Here is a 21,168-nt window from a genome sequence, read left to right on the forward strand (position 1 = left end):
TCATGCCCGCGGCCCAGGACACCATCCTCGCCGAGCTCACCGAGATGATCGACGCCGTACTGGGCGACTTCGCCGACGACCAGGTGGTCACCATGGACACCACGTTCTCCGGTGACCTGGGGATGGAGAGCATCGACGTGGTCGCGCTCGCCGGTCGGCTCCAGTCCCGCTACGGCGACACGGTGAACTTCGCCCACTTCGTCGCCAAGCTGGACCTGGAGACCGTCCGGGAGTTGAAGGTCGGCCAGCTCGTCACGCACATCGCCGAGTCGCTGGGGCAGGCCGACGAGGTCGGGGCGGGCAGCCGGTGACCATGGTCCGGGCGAACGGGATCACCCTGCACACGCAGCGGCTCGATCCCCCCGGTCCGGCCGTCGACGGCCGGACCGGGCCGACGCCGACCGCCGTGCTGATCCACGGGATGGCCTCGGACACCATGGCGAGCTGGTACTTCACCCTGGCCGAGCCGCTGTCCCGGGCCGGCTTCCCGACCGTCCTGTACGACCTGCGCGGCCACGGGCGCAGCGAGCGCCCCGCCACCGGGTACGCCCTGGAGGACTTCGTCGACGACCTGGCGGCGCTGCTGGCCGCCCTGGACGTCACCGGGCCGCTGCTGTTGCTGGGCAACTCGTTCGGCGGGACCATCGCGTTCGGGTACGCCGCCCGGCACCCCGAACGGGTGGCCGGCATCGTGACCGTGGAGTCCGCGCCACCGGTCCCGGAGTGGATGCGCCGGGTCCGTGAGCGGCTGGCCCGGGTCGCCGACCGGCTGCCCCGGGCCGGGGCGGTCACCGAGATCGGGGCCCGGCGGGGCCGGGTCGCCGCCCAACGGGCCGCCGAGACGCACCGGATGCTCACCGACACCAGTCTGGCGCAGGAGTTGCCGGCGAGCCCGCTGCCGACGGCCGGGGCGCTGGCCGCGATCGACTGCCCGGTGCTCTGCCTCTACGGCGGCGACTCGGCGGTGGTGGAGCTGGCCCCGACGGTACGCGGGCTGCTGCCGCAGACCCGGGTCGTGGTGCTGCCCGACCAGCGGCACACGGTGCTGATCGACCGGCCGGAGGAGGTGCGCCGGCAGGTCTTCGCCTGGCTCGCCGAGGACTGCTCACTCGACGTGGCCCAACCCACCACCGCATGACGACGCGACACGCAGGAGGAGTACCGATGGATACCCCGATCACCGGCCGGTCGATCATCATCAGCAACGGTCGGTGCGGCTCCACGCTGCTGTCCGACCTGATCCACGAGGAGCCGGACACCCTGTCGGCCCAGGAGTTCTTCATGTCGGTCGCGCCGTGGGCGCGCAGTGCCGAGGTGCTCACCGGCGCCGAATACTGGGCGGTGCTGGCCAGCCCCAAGGCGGAGCTGTCCACGCTGTTCCGGATCGGCCTGCCGCCGAAGGAGGTCCGTTACCCGGCCACGGGCCGGTGGGCCGACCGGCTCACCGAGCTGCCCCGCATCCTGGCGATCACGCTGTCGAAGCTGACCCCCGACCCCGATGCGCTGTTCGACCAGCTCGCCGAGCGGGTGCCGCAGTTCCGCACCCAGACGGTGGCCCAGCACCACCACGACTTCCTGGATCTGCTCGCCGTGCTGACCGGCAAGACCCGGTGGGTGGAACGCTCCGGCGGCTCCAGCCACGTGGCGCCGTACCTGCTGCGGGGGTTCCCGGACTGCAAGGTCGTCTACCTGACCCGCAGCTGGGAGGACACCGCCCGGTCGATGAGCCGGCACTCGTCGTTCCAGCTCATCCAGTTGCGGGTGGAGTTCCTCGGCCGGTGCGGTCTGGACCCGTTCCGGGTCGGCGCGGACCAGGCGGTGCCGGAGGACCTCCAGCCGTACCTGCCGGACCGGTTGACCGCCGACGCGCTGCGCGAGCGGGGCCAGGACCTGCGCCGTTACCTCGGGTTGTGCGCCTTCATGAGCAGCCAGGCCGACCAGGCGCTGCGGGACGTGCCCCCGGCGCACCTGCTGCGGATGTCCTACGAGGACCTGGTCGCCGACCCGGTGGCCGAGCTGACCGGTCTCGGCCGGTTCCTGGACTTCCCCGACCCGTCCGGGTGGGCCGAGCGGATGGCGTCGCGGGTCGTCGCCCCGGCGCCCCGGAAGCTGCCCGCCGCCGTCTAGGCGGTCCCTGTGTGTCCCTGCCCGCTACCGGGTCCGGTCCGCCGGGCCCGGGAACGGGTGTCCACCTTCCTTCGAAAGAGAGATTGTTGGTGAATCCACTCCGGTTCTCCGCACGGCGGTTGTCGACCGCCGTCGCCGTACTCGGACTCGGGTCGGTGTTGGCGGTTCCCTCGGCGGCGCTCGGTGCGCCACTCGACGCCGCCGACCCCGGCAGCGCGGCCAGCGCGGCCGGCGCGCAGCAGAGCAGCCCGCAACTGCTCGCCAAGGCTCAGCCGGACGAGTGCTTCGCCGGGATCGGGCTGCCGTACCCGGCCGGGCCGCCGTGCGCCGAGGGCAAGACCAAGGTCAACCAGGCGTACCTGTGGGGGATGACCCGGGTCGGCAAGATGCTGTGGTTCGGCACCGGAGCGAACGTCAACTGCCTGACCAGCGGACGGGCCCTGCGCAACACCACCCCGACGGTCAACGACGACTGGGTCTGCGAGTACGGCGAGAGCCAGGTCGCCAAGCGCAACCCGCAGTTGCCGCCGATCCTCGGTGACCACCGTCAGCCGCGCCTGTACACCTATGACACCCGCGCCAACAAGCTGACCGAGAAGACCGACCTGGTGAAGGCGGCCTCCACCGAGGACTCGAACCGGTTGCAGACCACTGCGGGCATCCGGGCGGCCGGCAGCTTCAACGGGGTGGCCCTGCTGGGCGGCCCGGCGCTGGGCACCAGCGTCAACCTGTTCGCGTTCGACACCGACACCGGCGCGTTCCTCGGCTCCCGCAACTTCCCCATGTACGGCAACATCCGGCACTTCACGGTGGCCGGTGACGCCCTGTACGCCGGGGTGGGTGTCGGGGCCAACGGGGGTGAGCGCGGCAACGTGCTGCGCTGGACGGGCAGCAAGTCCGACCCGTTCGCGTTCACGGTGGTGGCGAACCTGCCGGCGCAGGCCGCCGACCTCACCGTCCACCAGGGGCGGCTGTTCGTCACCACCTGGCCGGGCTCCGACGCCGAGCTGGCCGGCCCGACGGCTGGTTCGGCCGCCCCGCCGCCGAGCATCGCCGCGGTCTGGATGAGCCCGCTGCTGGCCTCGGGCGCCCCGGGGCTCAACCCGGAGGACGCCGACGGCTGGCAGCAGGTGTGGAACGTGTCGGAGTACGAGCCGGACCCGGTGGTGGCCCGCGCGTACGCCCTGGGTGGCCTGGCCTCCTACGGCGGTTTCCTGTACTGGGGCACGATGCACGTGCCGATGAAGGCGACCACGGTGCACATGTCGACCTACCCGCCGGTGGACGAGGCGGCGGCGCAGGCCACCATCCAGAACACCCAGCGGTCGATCAGCATCTACCGGGGCCGCAACTTCGGCTCCCACTTCGAGAAGGTCGAGCTGTTGTACGGCGCGACCGAGCTGCCCGCGTTCGACCCGGCGGCCAACAACGGGGTCGGGGCGTGGGCGTTGCAGCCGACGCACCAGACGCCGAAGTTCGGCCCGCCCGGTTTCGGTAACCCGTACAACAACTACACCTGGAAGATGGTGGTGGCCGGCGGGAAGCTGTACGTCGGCACGATGGACTGGAGCTACCTGGCCAAGGAGCTGGGCAAGGAGACCGCCGCCGAGTTGGGCCTGTCACCGGCGTTGGCCGACGACCTGGCCCGGGCGCCGATGGACGCGGCCGGGATGCGCTCCAGTGCCCTGCCGGAGGCGGTCTACGGCGGTGACCTGTACGCCTTCTCGTCGCCGACGAAGCCGGCGACGACGGTGGACAACACCGGGTTGGGCAACTACCTGAACTACGGCATCCGCAACATGGTCGCCGACGGTCCCACCCTCTATCTGGGGATGGCGAACCCGATGAACCTGCGGGCGGACCCGACCGACGACGTCCCCGAGGGTGGTTGGGAACTGCTCCGGCTCCGGGGCTACTGAGCTGAGGCGTCGGCCCGGTGACCGCGTCGTCGCCGGGCCGGCGGCCTCCGCCGTCCCTTGCCCAATCCTGGCGCGTCCCTGACGTTGCTCGAACATTCCCGGGCGAAAGTATTGATATGATGCCTTTTACCGTTTTTCGCCCTGAAGTCGGGCAGCACTCCGCCCGGCCGGGCCGGTCGGCTCGTCGGCTCGTGGGGGCGCTCGCCCTGCTCGTCGCGCTGACCGCCCCCGCCGGATGCAGCCCCCGCCGCGAGGACGCCACGCCCACCGGCGGCACCACCCCGCCCGCCAGCGCCGCACCCTCCGCCGACGCCCGGCCGGACGTCGCCGTCGGCAGCTCCACGCACACCATCACCGTGGACGGGCGGGAACGCAGCTACCGGCTCTACCGGCCCGCCTCGGCCGACCTCAGCGGGCCGGTCCCGCTGGTGGTGATGCTGCACGGCGCGGCCGGCACCGGCGAGCAGGCCGAGCAGGCGTACGGCTGGACGGCCCAGGCCGACCGGGACGGCTTCCTGGTGCTGTTCCCGGACGGGCTGAACCGGGCCTGGGCCATCGGTCCACAGTGCTGCGGCGCACCCGCCCGGGAGGGCGTCGACGACGTCGGCTTCATCACCGAACTGGTCACCACCGTCGGCCGGGAGCTGCCGGTCGACCCGGCCCGCCGCTACGTCACCGGGATCTCCAACGGCGGGCTGCTGGCGTACAAGCTGGTCTGCGACACCACGACGTTCGCCGCGATCGGCGCGGTGGCCAGTACCCTCACCGGGCAGTGCGCCGATCCGAAACCGGTCTCGGTGCTGCACATCCACGGCCGCCAGGACCAGACCATGCCGTACGCCGGTGGCCCCGGCCGCCGGGACAACGGCGGCACCGGCCGCAACCCGGTCAAGATCGACGGTCCGCCCACCACCGAACTGGCCGCCCGCTGGCGCTCCGTCGACTCCTGTGGCGCACCGAAGGTGACCACCGACGGGCCGGTCACCCGCACGACGGCGAACTGCGCCCAGGGCCGCGCCGTCGAGCTGATCACCGTCGCCGACGCGGGACACCAGTGGCCCGGCGGACGGCCCAACCCGCCCCGGGCGGAGAAACTGCTCGACCTCGATCCCCCCTCCACCGCGCTGAACGCCACCGACACCATCTGGCGGTTCTTCGCCGCGCACCCCCAGCCCTCCGGCGGCTGACGGCACCACCACCGGCCCCGGCTGCTGACGGCACCACCCGCCGGCCGGGGTCGGTACCCGCACCCCACAGGACAGGAGTTGAGATGCCCAGCAGAGACGGGCCGGCAGTGGTCGAGGTCGACGACCTCGTCAAGCGTTATCCCCGCGCGGACACCAACGCGGTGGACGGGCTGTCGTTCACCGTCGCGCCGGGCGAGATCTTCGGGCTGTTCGGGCCGAACGGGGCCGGCAAGTCCACCACCGTCGGCATCCTGACCACCCGGCTGCGGGCCACCGGCGGCCGGGTGGTGGTCGGTGGGGTCGACGTGGGCCGGGACCCGGCCGCCGCCCGCGCCCAGCTGGCCGTGGTGCCGCAGCACAACAACCTGGACCGGGCCCTGACCCCCCGGCAGAACCTGGTCTACCACGCCACCTACCACGGGGTACGACGTCGGGAGGCGCAGGCCCGCGCCGCGGAGTTGCTGGAGCGGTTCGGTCTCACCGAACGGGCCGACCGGCGGATCGAGGCGTACTCGGGCGGGATGGCGCAGCGGTTGATGATCGCCCGGGCGCTGACCCACGAGCCGACGGTGCTCTTCCTCGACGAGCCGACCAACGCCCTCGACCCGCAGACCCGCCTGTTGATCTGGGGGCAGCTGCGCGAGCTGCGGGCCCGCGGGGTGGCGATCGTGCTGACCACCCACGCGATGAACGAGGCGGCCCGGGTGGTCGACCGGGTCGGCATCGTCGACCACGGCCGGCTGCTCACTCTCGACACCCCCACCAACCTGGTCCGGGGCCTGGCCGGGGACGCGCTGCTCGACCTCACGGTCACCCCGGCCGGCGGGGACGACCCGGACGCGCTCTGCGCCGCCCTGGGCGAGCTGACCGGCGTACGCAAGGCGGAACGGTTGGCGACGCCGACCGGCCCGCCCGGCGGGCGACCGGGCGGGCTGGCCGGTGTCGGTGCGGGTGGTGCCGCGATGTTGGCCGCGCTCGCCGCCGGTGGTGGTGGGCGGCCCGGTGGCGGCCGGTTGGCCGCCCTGGCCGGGGCGGGTCTGCTGGGGCGCGGCGGCGGCGCTGCGGGCAACGGCGGCCGGGGCCGGCTGCGCATCCGCCTGCACCTGGCCGGCGATGCCGCCACCCTGCTCGGCCCGGCGGTGGCCGCGCTGGCCGCCCGGTCGGCGGCGGTCAACGCGGTCGACATCAGCGAACCCAGCCTGGAGGACGTCTTCATCGAACTCACCGGAAGGCAACCGAGGTGACCGCTCTCGACACCCCGACCCCACTGCGCCCGGCCACCGAGCCGCGCTCCCGCCCCGGCACCGGGCGGGTGTTCGCCGCGGTGCTGCGCCGCGACCTGATGGTCACCGGCCGGGAACTGTGGGTCATCCTGGTGCAGGTCGGGTTGACGCCGCTGTTCATGCTCTTCGTCTTCGACACCGTCCTGGGCAGCCAGGGCCTCGTCGGGCGCGGCTTCGCCGACGTCTTCCTGCCCGGCATCATCGCGCTGGCCGCTCTCACCACCGCGTTGCAGAGCGTGGCCCTGCCGCTGGTGAAGGAGTTCGGCTTCACCATGGAGATCGAGGACCGGTTGATGGCGCCGCTGCCGACCGGGTACGTCGCGATCGGCAAGCTGGTGATCGCCACCATCCGGGGGCTGCTCGCGGCCGTGCTGATCTATCCGCTCGGGGCGCTGATGGTCGGTTCCGCGCCGTGGCGGCCGGCGGGGCTGCCGCTGGCGTTCGTGGTGGCGCTGCTCGGGGCGTGGATCGGCGGGGCGATCGGGATGAGCCTGGCCACCACCCTGCCGGTGCAGCGGATCAACGTGACCTTCTCGGTGATCCTCACCCCGATCATCTGGACCGGCTGCATCCACTACCCGTGGCCCCGGCTGTCGTCGGTGCCCTGGTACCAGGTGGTCACCGCGCTCAACCCGATGACGTACGTCTCGGAGGGGGTGCGCGGGGCGTTGCTGCCCGGCGTGCCGCACCTGCCGGGGTGGGTGTGCCTGACCGTGCTGACCGGGGTGGCCGTCGTGCTGACCTGGGTCAGTGTCCGCTGCTTCAACCGTCGGGCGATCCAGTGACCAGCCGCGCCCGGCACCGCACCCGCACCACGCCCGTTCCCGACAGGTCGAGGAGTTGCCATGGTTGACCCCACCATCGCCGAATCCGACGCGGCGCTCGCCCGCCGGCTCGCCGTCCTCGCCGGTGAACTGCTGCTCCGGGTACGTGCCACCCACGGTCACGCCGATCCCGCCGCGTTGAAGGCCGCCGGTGACCGGGCGTCGCACGACTTCCTCCGGGCCGAGCTGGCCCGGTGGCGGCCCGCCGACGCGGTGTTGTCCGAGGAGGACGAGGGCTCGCGGCTGGTCGACGGCGGGGACCCGGTGTCCCGCCGGACCGCCGACCGGGTGTGGATCGTCGACCCGTTGGACGGCACCCGGGAGTTCTCCGAGCCGGGGCGTGCCGACTGGGCGGTGCACGTGGCGCTCTGGGCCCGCGACGCGGCCACCCCGCACGGGTTGGTCGCCGGGGCGGTCGGGTTGCCGGCGCAGAGTCGGGTGCTGGCCACCGACGATCCCACCGCACCGCCGCCCCCGCCTGGCGGGGTGATCCGGCTCGCGGCCAGCCGCAGCCGTCCCCCCGCGTTCCTGGCCGCGCTGGCCGAGGAGGTCGGCGCGGAACTGGTGCCGATGGGTTCGGCGGGGGCGAAGATCGCGGCGGTGGTGACCGGTGAGGTGGACGCCTACATCCACGCCGGCGGCCAGTACGAGTGGGACTCCGCCGCACCGGTGGCGGTGGCCACGGCCGCCGGGTTGCACGCGTCCCGCATCGACGGTTCCCCGCTGACCTACAACGAGGCGGACCCCCGGCTGCCCGACCTGCTGGTCTGTCGCGACGAGCTGGCCGAGCCGCTGCTGGCCGCGCTGCGACGGCAGCTGGCCGGCACGGCGGTCCCGTCCGGTTCCCCCGTCCCCCACCCCGGAAAGGACCCGAGATGAGCAGCGGATCGGCTGCGTACCAGGTCTCCCAGCTCGACGAGCTGGAGGCGGAGAGCATCTTCGTGATGCGTGAGGTGGTCGCCGAGATGGAGCGGCCGGTGCTGCTCTTCTCCGGTGGCAAGGACTCGATCGTGATGCTGCGTCTGGCGCAGAAGGCGTTCGCCCCGGCCGGCATCCCGTTTCCCGTGATGCACGTCGACACCGGGCACAACTTCCCGGAGGTGCTCGACTACCGCGACCGGCGGGTGACCGAGTTGGGTCTGCACCTGATCGTGGCGAGTGTCCCGGAGGCGCTCACCCGGGGCCTGGTCCGCGAGTCCGGTGACGGGATGCGGAACCGGATCCAGACGCCTGTGTTGTTGGACGCGGTGGAGAAGCACCGGTTCGACGCGTTGTTCGGTGGGGCGCGGCGGGACGAGGAGAAGGCGCGGGCGAAGGAGCGGGTGTTCTCGTTCCGGGACGAGTTCGGGCAGTGGGATCCGAAGAATCAGCGGCCGGAGTTGTGGTCGTTGTACAACGGTCGGCATCATCCGGGTGAGTCGATCCGGGTGTTTCCGTTGTCGAACTGGACCGAGTTGGACATCTGGCACTACATCGCGCGGGAGCGGGTGCCGTTGCCGTCGATCTACTACGCGCACGACCGTGAGGTGATCGAACGCGACGGCATGTTCTACGCCGTCAACGAGTTCTTCACCCCCCGCGCCGGCGAGGAACCCTTCACCGCCCGGGTGCGGTACCGCACCGTCGGCGACGCGTCGTGCACCGCCGCCGTCCGCTCCGACGCGGACACGGTGGAGAAGGTGATCGACGAGGTGGCCGCGACGCGGATCACCGAGCGGGGTGCGACCCGGGGCGACGACCGGGTCAGCGAGGCCGCCATGGAGGACCGCAAGCGGGAGGGCTACTTCTGATGAGCACCGACATGCTGGCACCGGCCGGTTCCCCGGCCGAGGCCCGACCGATGGACCTGCTGCGGTTCGCTACCGCGGGGAGTGTGGACGATGGTAAGTCGACCCTGATCGGTCGGTTGCTGTATGACACGAAGTCGTTGTTCACCGACCAGTTGGCGGCGGTGGAGGCGGTCAGCGCGGCCCGGGGTGACGAGTACACCAACCTGGCGTTGCTCACCGACGGTCTGCGGGCCGAGCGGGAGCAGGGCATCACCATCGACGTGGCGTACCGCTACTTCGCCACCCCCCGGCGCAAGTTCATCATCGCCGACACCCCCGGGCACACCCAGTACACCCGCAACATGGTCACCGGCGCGTCCACCGCGGACCTCACCCTGGTGCTGGTGGACGCCCGTAAGGGCCTGGTGGAGCAGTCGCGGCGGCACGCGTTCCTGTGTTCGCTGCTGCGGGTGCCGCACCTGGTGTTGTGCGTCAACAAGATGGACCTGGTCGACTACTCCCAGGACGTCTTCGAGCAGATCGCCGACGAGTTCACCGCCTTCGCGACCAAACTCGACGTGCCCGACCTGGCGGTGATTCCGGTGTCGGCGTTGCAGGGTGACAACATCGCCACCCGCGCCGACACCATGCCGTGGTACGAGGGTCCGTCGCTGCTGCACCACCTGGAGCACGTGCACATCGCCTCGGACCGCAACCTGGTCGACGTCCGGTTCCCGGTGCAGTACGTGATCCGCCCCCAGTCGACCACGGTCACCGACTACCGGGGCTACGCCGGGCAGGTCGCCTCCGGGGTCCTCAAGCCCGGCGACGAGGTGATGGTGCTGCCGTCCGGCTTCACCAGCCGGATCGCCTCGATCGACACCGCCGACGGCCCGGTCGACGAGGCGTTCCCCCCGATGTCGGTCACCGTCCGCCTCGACGACGAGATCGACGTGTCCCGGGGCGACATGATCTGCCGGCCGAACAACACCCCGACCGTCTCGCAGGACATCGAGGCGATGGTCTGCTGGATGGACGAGACCCGCCCGTTGGAGGTCGGCGGCCGGTACGTCGTCAAGCACACCACCCGGACGGCGCGCGCCATCGTCCGCGAGCTGCACTACCGGCTCGACATCAACACCCTGCACCGGGACGAGAGCAGCACGTCGCTCGCGCTCAACGAGATCGGGCGGATCCGGTTGCGGACCACCGTGCCGTTGCTGGCCGACGACTACCACCGCAACCGCACCACAGGCGGTTTCGTCATCATCGACGAGACCACCAACCGCACCGTCGCCGCCGGCATGGTCATCCAGCGGGACTGACGCCGCACCACGCACCGGCCGGCCCGGCACCTCCCCGCCGGGCCGGCCGACCCCGGCCTTCAGGACCGGTCGGCGCGCGGCGGGCCGAACCAGCGGGTGAGCGCGGCCCGCAACCCGTCGCGGTCCGCGTCGTCCCGGGTGGACTGCCAGGCCACGTAGCAGTCCGGACGCAGCAGCAGCGCGGTCGACGTGCCGTCGCCGGGCGCGTCGGCCGCTGCGGTGTCCAGGGCGAACCGCCCGGTGACCACGTCGACCCGGTCCCGCCACGGCCCGGCCACCTCGGCCAGCTCGCCGGTGGGGTCGAGCAGCAGCGCACGGGCGGTCCGGGTCAGCCCGGCCAGCCGTACCGGGCCGGCGTCGGTGTGCCACACCAGGTCGGGTGCCCAGCGCCCGACCAGCGGCCCGCCCGGCGTCCCCGTCTCGTAGCGGATGTCCGCGCCGGCCAGGAGGGCGGCGACGTGGGCGGCGTTCTCCGGCCGGCTGAGCAGCTCGCCGAGGAGCACCCGCAGCGCGGTGACGTCACTGCCCGGGGCGATCAGCGCCGACTGGGCCTGCGTCGACATGGTCACCCGACGCGCCACCGGGCGACGCTCCGCCTCGTACGAGTCCAGCAGCCCGTCCGGGGCCCAGCCGTGCAGCTGCCCGGCCAGCTTCCAGCCCAGGTTCACCGCGTCCTGGAGGCCGAGGTTGAGTCCGGGCCCGCCGATCGCGGAGTGGACGTGGGCGGCGTCGCCGAGCAGCAGCACCCGCCCGGCGCGGTACCGTTCGGCGAGCCGGGTGTTGCCCCCCACCAGGCGGCGCAGCAGGTGCGGCCCCGGGCCGGCCGGCGGATCGATCGGCACGTCGACCCCGAGCACCCGGGCGACACTGGCCCGCATCTCGGCGAGGGTGAGTGGCCCGTCGAACTGCCTCGCGTCGGGCCACTCGATCGTGCTGAGGCCCGCCGGACGCCCGGTGAAGGGGGCCCAGGCGATCAGTCCCCGCTCGGTACGGGTGTGCCGGAACGGTGCGACGGTGCCGTACCCGGGAATCGCGAGGCCGCCGGTCGACGCGTCGATCAGCTCCGCCGGCAGGCTGACCTGGGCGGTGCGGGAGACGGTGCGATCCGTCGACACGCCGGGGAAGTCGATCCCGGCCAGCCGGCGGACGACGCTGTGCCCGCCGTCCGCGCCGACCAGGTAGCGGCAGCGCAGGGTCGTGCCGTCGGAGAACGCGACGCGTACGTCGTCGGCCCCCTGGGTCAGCCCGGTCACCTCGTGCCCCCGGCGGACCTGCACGCCCAGTTCGGCGGCCCGTTCGGCGAGCACCCGCTCCAGGTGGGCCTGCGGAACCTCGATCAGGTGCAGTGGGTTGTCCGGCACCGCCCGCAGGTCCAGCGGCAGCGCCCCGAAGACGAACCCGGGCGCGGGCTGTGGCGGTGCCGGATCGTCGACCAGACGGTGGTGCAGGCCGCGCCGGTCGAGCATCCGAACCACCTGTCCGACCAGTCCGTTGGCACGCTGCTCGGTGGTGGGTGCCGACAGCCGCTCACACACGACGGGCCGAACGCCGGCCAGGGCCAGTTCGATGGCGAGCAGGAGGCCGTTCGGGCCGGCACCGACGATTACGACATCGATCATCGCAAGATCCTTTCGGGGGCAGGGTGGCCCCGCTCGCCGGGACGGCGGCGGACCATGGGCAGGACAGGACACCCCGACGGCCTCGGGGTGGACGCGGTGAGCTGCGGTTCAGAGCGGGCGGTCGTCGCGGTGCGCGGATGATGCCGGCGTACGGTCGGGCCGGCGCGCGTGGGTCAGGCCGGCGTGCGCATGGTCAGGGATGCACGGTCAGCGGTGACGCGGAGAGCGGGCCGGGGCAGGGACATGGCCGAGGCAGGGCAGGGGATGCGGTCATCGTGGTGTGGGCGCCGGCAGGCCGGCGGCGAGTTGGGCCAGCGCGTCGGGGAGCAACCGCTCCATCGGAACGGGCGGATCGGCACGCAGGTAGTGCCGGATCGCCGCGTTCACGGCGGCGGTCACACTGGCCGCGACGAGATGGGGATAGAGGTCGCGTCCCAGGTCGGTGCCGGTGCGTTCGGCGACGGCTGCGGCCAGGTCGGCCTCGGCGATCGCGCTGGCGCGCAGCATCTCCGCCTGCAACGCCGGCTCGGCGAGCATCACCGCGAGCCCGTCGACCCACTCGGCGTGCGCGCCCGGTGGCGACTGGGCGACCTCCGGGCCGGGGGTGAACCGGGTCAGCGTCGCCTCGACCAGCGCCGCCCAGAGTGGTTCGCCGGCCGGCCGCTGGCGCAGCGCCTCGGCCACCCGGCGACTGCGGTCGAGATGCCGGAAGGCGATCGCCTCGGCCTTGCTGGAGAAGTAGTTGTTGAACGTTCGCGGGGAGACGCCCACGGCCTGGGCGATGTCCTCCACCAGCACGTTGTCGAAGCCCCGGGCCACGGTCAGCCGGATGGCCGCCCAACTCAGCGCCGCCCTGGTCTCGATCTTCTTGCGCTCACGGAGGCCGCTCATGTGACCACCGTACAGGAAAGTGCGCACCACGCAATATTACGTGGCGCGCACTTTCACTGTCGATCCGCTCAGGCGGGTAGCGCCTGCCGCGACCGGCCTCGACGGCGGAACACGTAGCCGGTGAACAGGAGCAGGACCACGGCCGACGCGACGAAGCCGCCGGTGAGCACCAGTCCGGAGCGGTCCGTGCTGGTCGCGGCGGCGGCCGTCGGCCCACCGAAGGAGACCGTGCCGGTCGCGGTGCGCTTGGTCCACCCGCTGGCGAGGTCGAGCCGGGCGGCCCACGGGCCGTCCGGCAGTCGGGGGTCCAGCACCACGCGTACGGTGGTGGTGGCGCCGAGGGCGAGCGTGTCCGCCTCGGCGCGCACCGGCCCGACCGACAGCCCACCCGGGCCGTCGGTGAGGCGTAGCTGGCCGGCGAGATCCAGCGCCCGCTGCCCGGTGTTGCGCACCTCGGCGGTCACCACCGGTGCGCCGTCGCCGTCGCGGTCGCCGGTGAGCCCCGACACCTCGAAGCCCGACGGCGGCTCGCCGCCCGGCCCGACCGACAGGTACACCCGGATTCCGGCCCGACCGATGTTGCGGACGTTCGCGCCGTCGGTGGTGGACACCTCGGCCCAGATGACCGCGTACCGTTCCCCGGCGGATGCCTTCTTCGGCACCGTGATGGTCACCGTGAGCACCGCCTCGTCGTCGGGCTCCAGCTCCACCTCGTCGCGGTCGACGGTGATCCAGCTGCTCAGCTCGTTGGGCGTCCGGTCGGGTGCGAAGACGAAGCCGGTGCGGTCGATCTCGGCGGCGGCGGCGTAGACGGCGATCTTCCGCTCGACCTCCGAGACGTTCTCCACCACGATCCGCCGCCTGATGGTCGTCCCGGGGTGGACGTGGTCGACGATGTACTTGTGCGCGCGGCTGTCGTCGCGCCGGTTCACCGGGGCGTCGAGCAGCCGGATGCCGACCGCCGCGGCCGGCCCGCTGAAGCTCGGGCTCGGCTGCGGCGACGGCGACGCGGCAATCGCCGGTGTCCCGGCCGCCACCAGGACGGTGACGGCCAGGATCACGACACGGAGTCGGTCAGGCCACCGAATGGGTGATCACCCCCGAGTAGAGTCCGCCGACGGCTGCGGGTGGAATGGTGATCCGGAGGCTGGGGTCCCAGGTGGCCGAGTTGTTGCCGCTGCCGGAGGTCTTGGAGAAGGCCGTCCGGGGCAGGTTGAGCGTCACCGCGTCGGCCACGGTGGGTTGACCGGGCACGAAGGTGCCGGTGCCCGTGGTGGACAGCGCCGGCCCGGACCAGTACTCCACCAGGTTGGGCAGGATGGTCTCCTCACCCGAGCCCGCACCGGTGGTGAACGAGGTGCTGGTGACCGACGCGGTCCAGGTCGCCGAGAGCGCCGCCCGGCCGTCCGTGACCGTGACGTTGCCGAGCGAGCCGGTGATGGTGGAGCCGGCGAAGGCCGCGCCCAGGTTCACCGAGGCGGGCACGGCGATGTCCAGGTTGGCGGTCGACACGGTGAAGGTGACGATGGTGTCGCCCGACGGGGCGGCGGCGGCGGGCGACGCTACGGCGAGCACCGCCGCCCCGGCGGCCAGGGCGAGCAATGACTTCTTCATGCCTCCACGCTAAACACTCAAAAAAGCCCATAGGTTGCATTAGCGTCAAATCACCCATTAGGCGACAGAGTGTGTGATGGTGCCGGAGTAGACGCCCGTCACCGCTCCGGCGGGGATCGCCACGCGGAGGGTGGGCGCCCAGCTCACGCTGTTTCGCTGGTTGCCCGTGGTCTTGCTGAACGCGATCCGTGGCACGGTAAGCGTCACCGCCTGGGCTGCGGTGGCCTGACCAGGCACCTTGGTACCCCCACCGTTCTGCTTGGTCACCGGGCCCGACCAGTAGGAGACCTGGGTGGTGGCGATGGTCTGGGCCGGGCCACCCCCGCCGGTGATGAACGCCGTGGCGGACACGGTGGCCGTCCAGGTGTTGGGGTTGGTCGTCCGGGTGTCCGCCACGGTGACGGTGCCCAACGAGCGACTGAGGGTGGTCCCCGCCAGGCCCGCACCGAGGCTGGCCGTAGGGGGCACGGTGATGTCCAGCCCGACCACCAGCGCCATCGCCTGCACACGGGCGACGGGTGCCACGCCGGGCGGCGCGACGCCACCGACGAGCAGCAACGGGCTGACCAGGGCTGCCAGGAAATACACGGAAGAGACTATATGGCGCTTTGGCAGCTTTTGTCCAATATGAAGTGGGTCACCCGCCCCCGAACCGGAACGGGCCCCGGCCGATCGTCGATCGGCCGGGGCCCTTCAGGGAACCTGGGGTCAGGACAGGTCGAACCGGTCCAGCTCCATGACCTTGGTCCAGGCCGCCACGAAGTCGGTCACGAACTTGGTGCCCGCGTCCTGGCTGGCGTAGACCTCGGCGAGGGCCCGCAGCTGGGAGTTGGACCCGAAGATGAGGTCGACCGCGGTGGCGGTCCACTTCACCTCGTCGGTGGCCAGGTCCCGGATCTCGTAGACGTGCTCGTCGGACTCCGACGCCCGCCACCGGGTGCCCGGCGAGAGCAGGTTGGCGAAGAAGTCGTTGGTGAGCACGCCCGGCCGGTCGGTGAGCACGCCGTGCGCCGTGCCGCCGACGTTGTTGCCGAGGGCCCGCAGACCGCCGACGAGGACGGTCATCTCCGGCGCGGTCAGGTTGAGCATGTACGCCCGGTCGATGAGCAGCACCTCCGGCTGGGTCTTCTCACCCGGACGCAGGTAGTTGCGGAACCCGTCGGCCCGCGGCTCCATCACCGTGAAGGACTCGACGTCGGTCTCCTCCTGGCTGGCGTCGGTGCGGCCGGCCCGGAACGGCACGGTCACCTCGACACCCGCCTCGCGGGCCGCCCGCTCCACGGCCGCCGAGCCGGCCAGCACGATCAGGTCCGCGAGGGAGATCTTGGCCGCACCGGCGGCGTTGAACTCCCGCTGGATCCCCTCCAGCGTGCCCAGCACCGTCGCGAGCTGCTCGGGCTGGTTGACCTCCCAGTTGCGCTGCGGTTCGAGCCGGATCCGCGCGCCGTTGGCGCCACCGCGCTTGTCGGTGTGCCGGAAGCTCGCGGCGGAGGCCCAGGCGGTGCTGACCAGCTGCGCGGTGCTCAGGCCGGAGTCGAGCACCTTCGCCTTGAGGCCGGCGACGTCGGCGTCGGACACCAGCTCGTGGTCGACGGCCGGCAGCGGGTCCTGCCACAGCTGGGGCTCGGCGACCCAGGGGCCGAGGAAGCGGCTGACCGGGCCCATGTCGCGGTGCAGCAGCTTGTACCAGGCCTTGGCGAACGCCAGGGCGAACTCGTCCGGGTGCTCCAGGAAGCGCCGCGAGATCTTCTCGTACGCCGGGTCAACGCGCAGCGACAGGTCGGTGGTGAGCATCGTCGGCTTGTGCTTCTTGGCCGGGTCGTGGGCGTCCGGGATGATCGCCTCGGCGTCCTTGGCGACCCACTGCTTGGCCCCGCCGGGGCTGGTGGTCAGCTCCCACTCGTAGCCGAAGAGGATCTCGAAGAAGCGGTTGCTCCACTGCGTCGGCCGGTCGGTCCAGGTGACCTCCAGACCGCTGGTGATGGTGTCGCCGCCCTTGCCGCTGCCGTGGGTGCTCAGCCAGCCCAGGCCCTGCGCCTCCAGCGGGGCGCCCTCGGGCTCGGGGCCGACGTGGTCGTCGGCGATGCCGGCACCGTGGGTCTTGCCGAAGGTGTGGCCGCCGGCGATGAGGGCGACGGTCTCCTCGTCGTTCATCGCCATCCGGCGGAAGGTCTCCCGGATGAAGTGCGCCGCCGCGAGCGGGTCGGCGTTGCCCCGGGGGCCCTCCGGGTTGACGTAGATGAGGCCCATCTCGGTCGCCCCGACGCCGGCCGACATCTCACTTTCGGAGGCGTAGCGCTCGTCGCCGAGCCAGGTGTCCTCCGGACCCCAGAAGATCTCCTCCGGCTCCCAGACGTCCTGCCGGCCGAAGCCGAAGCCGAAGGTCTTGAAGCCCATCGACTCCAGGGCCACGTTGCCGGCGAGCACGAGCAGGTCGGCCCAGGAGATCTGCTGGCCGTACTTCTGCTTGACCGGCCAGAGCAGCCGGCGGGCCTTGTCCAGGTTGGCGTTGTCCGGCCAGCTGTTCAGCGGCGCGAACCGCTGCCCGCCGTCACCGGCACCCCCACGGCCGTCCTCGATCCGGTACGTGCCGGCGGCGTGCCAGCTCATCCGGATCATCAGGCCGCCGTAGTGGCCGAAGTCGGCCGGCCACCAGTCCTGCGAGGTGGTGAGCACCTCGGTGATGTCCCGCTTGAGCGCCTCGACGTCGAGCTTGGCGAACTCCCTGGCGTAGCTGAAGTCCTCCCCCAGCGGGTTGCCCTTGGCCGAGTGGGCGTGCAGGACCGAGAGGTCGAGCTGGTTGGGCCACCAGTCCCGGTTGGTACGCGGACGCCCACCGGTCTTCGGCGTCGGCGAGTCGATCGCCGGGTTCTCGCTCTCGCTGCCGTGCGCGGTCACCGAGTCGTGCGCGACCGGGCAACCGGCCGCCGCCTTCTGGTCCACGCCCTGCGCGCTGGCGGGAGCGTTGTCCTGGGTGTCGCTCATGTGCTTCCTTCCGAACTGGTGGATCACTGGGAGGTGCGGTCGGCCGCGCAGTCGGGGCAGGTGCCCCAGTAGACGACCTCCGCCTCGTCGACCACGAAACCGTGATCGTCGGAGGCGGTGAGGCAAGGAACGTGACCGACGGCGCAGTCGACGTCGGCGATCGCACCGCAGGAGCGGCACACGACGTGGTGGTGGTTGTCCCCCACCCGTGACTCGTAGCGGGCGGTCGCCCGCCCCGGCTGGATGCGGCGCACCAGGCCGGCGTCGGTGAGCGCCCGCAGCACGTCGTAGACCGCCTGGTGGGAGACCGTGGGCAGGTCGGCCCGGACCAGCGCGATCACCGTGTCGGTGTCGACGTGCGGGTGGTCGCGCAGCGCGGCGAGCACGGCCAGTCGGGGCCGGGTCACGCGCAGCGATGCCGCCCGCAACTGTGCCTCGAGGTCGGCCGTCATGGCACGACCCTAGCCCGCTGTTCTGGAACAAATCAAGTTTAGCTGCGGCGCGTCGACCCATGTCCCCCCACCGGATGACACCGGCGGGCGAATCGGGCAAACCGGCAACCCCCGGCGGCACGGGCACCGGCCGACCCCCGGCAGCACAGGAACAGGGCGACCCCCGACCGCACAGGCACTGGGCGGACCGGCAGCACAGGCACAGGGCGGACCGGCAGCACAGGAGCTGGGCGGACCGGCGGGGCCGCCACCGCCCGGGACCGACAGCACCTGTTGCCGACGGCACGGCGCACGGGTCCGCGACCCGCCCGGGGTCAGCGGGACCGTGGTACGGCGGTGCTGCCCCGCACCACGAGCGAGGTGCCGAGTTCGTAGCGGTCCTGGGTGAGCGGGTGGCCGTCGGCCAGGGTCAACGCGAGCCGGGCGGCGGTGGCCCCGATCTCCCCGAACGGCTGCCGCACCGTGGTCAGCGGCGGCGCCAGCCAGGCCGCCTCGTCGACGTCGTCGAAGCCCACGACGCTGAGCTCGTCGGGAATCCGCAGTCCGACCTCCCGGGCCGCCGCATAGACGCCCAACGCCTGCAGGTCGTTGCCGCAGACGACGGCGGTGGGCGGCTCCGGCCGGCCGAGCAGCTCGGCGGCGAGGCGTCGGCCCTCCTCGAAGGTGAACACCCCGCCGCGTTCGAGGCGCTCGTCGAATGGGACACCCGCGTAGTCCAACGCGGCGCGGAAGCCGTCCCGGCGGGCCCGCGCCGACAGGTCCCCGACCGGACCGTTGAGCACCCCGATCCGCCGGTGGCCGAGATCCAGGAGATGCCGGGTGGCGGACAGCGCCCCGCTCCAGTTGCTCGACCCGACGGCGGGGACGGGAAACAGGTCGCCGATCGGATCGACCGCCACCAACGGAATGCCGGCGGCGCTGAACCGCGCCCCGTCCTCGGCTGTGAGAAGCGAGAACACCGTGATCACGGCGGCCGGTTGGCGCAGCAGCAGCGACTCCACCCAGGGCTGCCCGGCCCGCAGGCGGTGGTGCACGTCGGTGAAGCCGACCGTGTGGTCGCGGGGGCCGGCGACCTCCTGGACCCCGCGCAGGATCGGCATGGCGATCGAGGAGAGCATCTGGTGGAAGACCACCTCGATGCAGGGTGCCACGCCACCGGCCGGTCGGCGGCGGTAGCCGTGGTCGCGTAGCAACGCCTCCACCCGCTGCCGGGTCTGCTCGCCCACCCCCCGGCGGCCGTTGAGCACCTTGGACACCGTCGGCGGGGACACCCCGGCGAGTTCGGCGATGGTGGCGATGGGCAGGTCGCCCCGCCGGGGCTTGCGCGAGCCACGGCGTCGACCTTCCTCGATCACGGGACGAAGTCTACGGTGCGGGCTCCACCGACGGCCCGGTAGCGCCCACGGGCCCGGCACCGGCGCGCTCCGCCACCGGCCGGTACGCGAACCAGTCGAACGCGGCGCTGCCCTGCGTGACGTACATGCCGATGACCCGGCCGGTGAAGCCGGCGGCGACCTCGGTGGACAGGTAGCGCCCGTCCAGTTCGGCCAGCACGGTCGGGCCGGTCGGGCCGGCCACCTCGAAGGTGACCATGTCGCAGCCGGCGGCGCGTACCCCCCGGGGTGCGGTTCCGGCCGCCAGTTCGGCGGCGGACGTCACGGTCGGCGGGAAGACGTCGTCGGTGCGGGTGGCGATCGTCAGCACGAGCGGGCCCGGCGGCACGGCACGGGTGGCGAACACCTGCCGGAACGGCCCGACCCGGCCGACGACCCGGACCGTGCCGGCCCCTACCTCCAGGTCGTAGTGGTGCGCCTCGTCGATCCGGATGGTGAGCCCGGCGGTGCCGTCGCCCGGGTCCACCCGGACGCTGGCCCGGCAGTCGTGGTGCCGTTGCCGCAGCGCCACGATCGTCGCGCCGGCCAGGTCTAGCGTCGCGCCCTCGGCATGCAGGGTGAGCCAGCCCGGCCGGGCGGTCAGCGACCAGGAGTCGGCGGGTCGGCGGCGGGGCGAGATCCACTCCGGTGCCAGGGTGGTCGCGTCGAAGTCGTCGTGGTGGTCGCCCGGGTCGGGCGGGGCGGCACCGGCCGGGGCGCTGCCGGCGGGTGCCACGGTGAGCTCCTCGACCGGGTCGACGACCGGCCAGCCGTCGACCCAGCGCACCGGGGCGAGGAAGGTCTCGCGGCCGAGGACGTGGTAGGGCGGCCAGTGGCCCTTGGCCCGGATGCCCAGCAGGACCAGCCACCAGCTGCCGTCGACGGCCTGGACCAGGTCGGCGTGCCCGGTGGCCTGCACCGGGCGGTCACTGCTGCGGTGGGTCAGGATCGGGTTGGTGGGCGCGGGGGTGAACGGGCCGCGCGGGCTGCGCGAGCGGGCGACGGAGACGGCGTGGCCGGTGTGCGTGCCACCCTCGGAGAGCAGCAGGTACCACCAGCCGTCGATCCGGTAGAGGTGCGGCGCCTCGGGGTACTGGCCGCCGGTGCCCGACCACAGCGCGATCGGGCCCTCCAGCACCTCCCCCGTCTCCGGGTCGATCCGGTAGGCGTCCACCCCGGAGGTGGTCAGCCAGCAGTTGCCGTCGTCGTCCCAGGCCAGCGAGGGGTCGACGTGCGGCAGGTCGAGATAGACCGGGTCGGACCAGGGGCCGTCGGGGTGCGGCGCGGTGACGATGAGGTGCCGCCCCAGGCTGACGTTGGTGGTGATCAGCCAGAACCGTCCGTCGTGGTGGCGCAGGGTCGGCGCGAAGATGCCCCGGGACGCCTCGGCGTCCGGGGGCAGTTCGCACTGGCCCGGCCGGTCCAGGATGTTGCCGATCTGCCGCCAGTTGACCAGGTCACGGCTGTGCAGCAGGGGTACGCCGGGGAAGTACTCGAAGCTGGAGCAGACCAGGTAGTAGTCCTCGCCCACCCGACAGACACTCGGGTCGGGGTGGAAACCGGGGACGACCGGATTGCGGTAGGACGGTCCGGCGGACACCGGGCATCACCTCCCTGAGGGGAATTTCACCACAGTGGACGGTGCCTGTGGGCCCGCGACGCTGCCACGGTCCAGAAATGTTTGCGATAACATTTCGCGACCCGAATGCTACGGAAGACCCGCCCGGGGTTCAAGGTCCCCGGCTGCCGGCACACCCCCACCCCCGGCGGCGCACCCACCGGCACCCCGCCAGGACAGCG

19 protein-coding genes are annotated in these 21,168 nt (G+C 72.4%); 10 read left to right on the forward strand and 9 right to left on the reverse strand.

Features of this window, described 5'->3' with window-relative positions:
- The first annotated feature begins 2 nt into the window (after positions 1-2).
- From ACQP2H_RS18550 to ACQP2H_RS18595, 10 genes are all read left to right on the forward strand, one after another.
- Complete coding sequence (locus ACQP2H_RS18550) at positions 3-311, forward strand: acyl carrier protein (RefSeq protein WP_208566792.1); 309 nt, start codon at positions 3-5, stop codon at positions 309-311.
- Positions 312-313: 2 nt separating this feature from the next.
- Entirely contained in the window at positions 314-1,138 is an 825-nt protein-coding gene (locus tag ACQP2H_RS18555; protein WP_433228228.1) for an alpha/beta fold hydrolase, read from the forward strand.
- 26 nt (positions 1,139-1,164) lie between these two features.
- Positions 1,165-2,127, forward strand: a complete 963-nt coding sequence (locus tag ACQP2H_RS18560) for a sulfotransferase domain-containing protein (protein WP_219462966.1) — start codon at positions 1,165-1,167, stop codon at positions 2,125-2,127.
- Positions 2,128-2,216: 89 nt separating this feature from the next.
- A complete protein-coding gene (locus ACQP2H_RS18565) occupies positions 2,217-4,046 on the forward strand; it encodes a hypothetical protein (protein ID WP_357534466.1) in 1,830 nt (609 codons plus the stop codon).
- A 191-nt stretch (positions 4,047-4,237) separates the two neighbouring features.
- Complete coding sequence (locus tag ACQP2H_RS18570; RefSeq protein WP_357534233.1) at positions 4,238-5,233, forward strand: extracellular catalytic domain type 1 short-chain-length polyhydroxyalkanoate depolymerase; 996 nt, start codon at positions 4,238-4,240, stop codon at positions 5,231-5,233.
- A gap of 83 nt (positions 5,234-5,316) precedes the next feature.
- Positions 5,317-6,477 carry an ABC transporter ATP-binding protein gene (locus ACQP2H_RS18575; protein ID WP_219462968.1) on the forward strand — a complete coding sequence of 387 codons (1,161 nt, stop codon included), beginning with the start codon at positions 5,317-5,319 and terminating at the stop codon, positions 6,475-6,477.
- Positions 6,474-7,301: an ABC transporter permease gene (locus tag ACQP2H_RS18580; protein WP_307799143.1), complete on the forward strand. Its 828-nt coding sequence runs from the start codon at positions 6,474-6,476 to the stop codon at positions 7,299-7,301. The genes ACQP2H_RS18575 and ACQP2H_RS18580 overlap by 4 nt, the downstream gene beginning before the upstream one ends.
- Before the next feature lie 60 nt (positions 7,302-7,361).
- The gene (locus tag ACQP2H_RS18585; RefSeq protein ID WP_357534231.1) at positions 7,362-8,219 is read left to right on the forward strand and encodes a 3'(2'),5'-bisphosphate nucleotidase CysQ; all 858 of its coding nucleotides are present in this window, start codon (positions 7,362-7,364) and stop codon (positions 8,217-8,219) included.
- Positions 8,216-9,130, forward strand: coding sequence for a sulfate adenylyltransferase subunit CysD (cysD, locus tag ACQP2H_RS18590; RefSeq protein ID WP_208566797.1), 915 nt, complete (start codon positions 8,216-8,218; stop codon positions 9,128-9,130). Before ACQP2H_RS18585 ends, cysD begins: the two co-directional genes overlap by 4 nt.
- The gene (locus tag ACQP2H_RS18595; RefSeq protein WP_357534229.1) at positions 9,130-10,434 is read left to right on the forward strand and encodes a sulfate adenylyltransferase subunit 1; all 1,305 of its coding nucleotides are present in this window, start codon (positions 9,130-9,132) and stop codon (positions 10,432-10,434) included. Before cysD ends, ACQP2H_RS18595 begins: the two co-directional genes overlap by 1 nt.
- 59 nt (positions 10,435-10,493) lie before the next feature.
- Here the strand turns inward: ACQP2H_RS18595 and ACQP2H_RS18600 are convergent, their stop codons facing one another.
- The 9 genes from ACQP2H_RS18600 to ACQP2H_RS18640 form a co-directional block, all read right to left on the reverse strand.
- Complete coding sequence (locus ACQP2H_RS18600) at positions 10,494-12,053, reverse strand: FAD-dependent monooxygenase (RefSeq protein ID WP_219462975.1); 1,560 nt, start codon at positions 12,051-12,053, stop codon at positions 10,494-10,496.
- A 270-nt stretch (positions 12,054-12,323) separates the two neighbouring features.
- Positions 12,324-12,944 carry a TetR family transcriptional regulator gene (locus ACQP2H_RS18605; protein ID WP_219462978.1) on the reverse strand — a complete coding sequence of 207 codons (621 nt, stop codon included), beginning with the start codon at positions 12,942-12,944 and terminating at the stop codon, positions 12,324-12,326.
- Between the two features lie 68 nt (positions 12,945-13,012).
- Positions 13,013-14,005: a DUF916 domain-containing protein gene (locus ACQP2H_RS18610; protein WP_219462981.1), complete on the reverse strand. Its 993-nt coding sequence runs from the start codon at positions 14,003-14,005 to the stop codon at positions 13,013-13,015.
- A gap of 13 nt (positions 14,006-14,018) precedes the next feature.
- Positions 14,019-14,558, reverse strand: a complete 540-nt coding sequence (locus ACQP2H_RS18615; RefSeq protein WP_433228233.1) for a hypothetical protein — start codon at positions 14,556-14,558, stop codon at positions 14,019-14,021.
- Between the two features lie 57 nt (positions 14,559-14,615).
- Entirely contained in the window at positions 14,616-15,146 is a 531-nt protein-coding gene (locus ACQP2H_RS18620; protein ID WP_219462985.1) for a hypothetical protein, read from the reverse strand.
- A 120-nt stretch (positions 15,147-15,266) separates the two neighbouring features.
- Positions 15,267-17,543, reverse strand: a complete 2,277-nt coding sequence (gene katG / locus ACQP2H_RS18625; protein ID WP_433228235.1) for a catalase/peroxidase HPI — start codon at positions 17,541-17,543, stop codon at positions 15,267-15,269.
- A 23-nt stretch (positions 17,544-17,566) separates the two neighbouring features.
- The gene (locus tag ACQP2H_RS18630; protein WP_219462990.1) at positions 17,567-17,995 is read right to left on the reverse strand and encodes a Fur family transcriptional regulator; all 429 of its coding nucleotides are present in this window, start codon (positions 17,993-17,995) and stop codon (positions 17,567-17,569) included.
- Between the two features lie 314 nt (positions 17,996-18,309).
- On the reverse strand, positions 18,310-19,350 hold the full coding sequence (locus ACQP2H_RS18635) for a LacI family DNA-binding transcriptional regulator (protein ID WP_219462991.1): 1,041 nt from the start codon (positions 19,348-19,350) through the stop codon (positions 18,310-18,312).
- Positions 19,351-19,360: 10 nt separating this feature from the next.
- Positions 19,361-20,968 (reverse strand): glycoside hydrolase family 43 protein, encoded by a 1,608-nt coding sequence (locus tag ACQP2H_RS18640; protein ID WP_219462993.1) that lies wholly within the window; start codon positions 20,966-20,968, stop codon positions 19,361-19,363.
- Positions 20,969-21,168: the final 200 nt, after the last annotated feature.

The sequence above is a fragment of the Micromonospora sp. CA-248260 genome, assembly GCF_050942205.1.
Lineage (GTDB): Bacteria > Actinomycetota > Actinomycetes > Mycobacteriales > Micromonosporaceae > Micromonospora > Micromonospora antibiotica.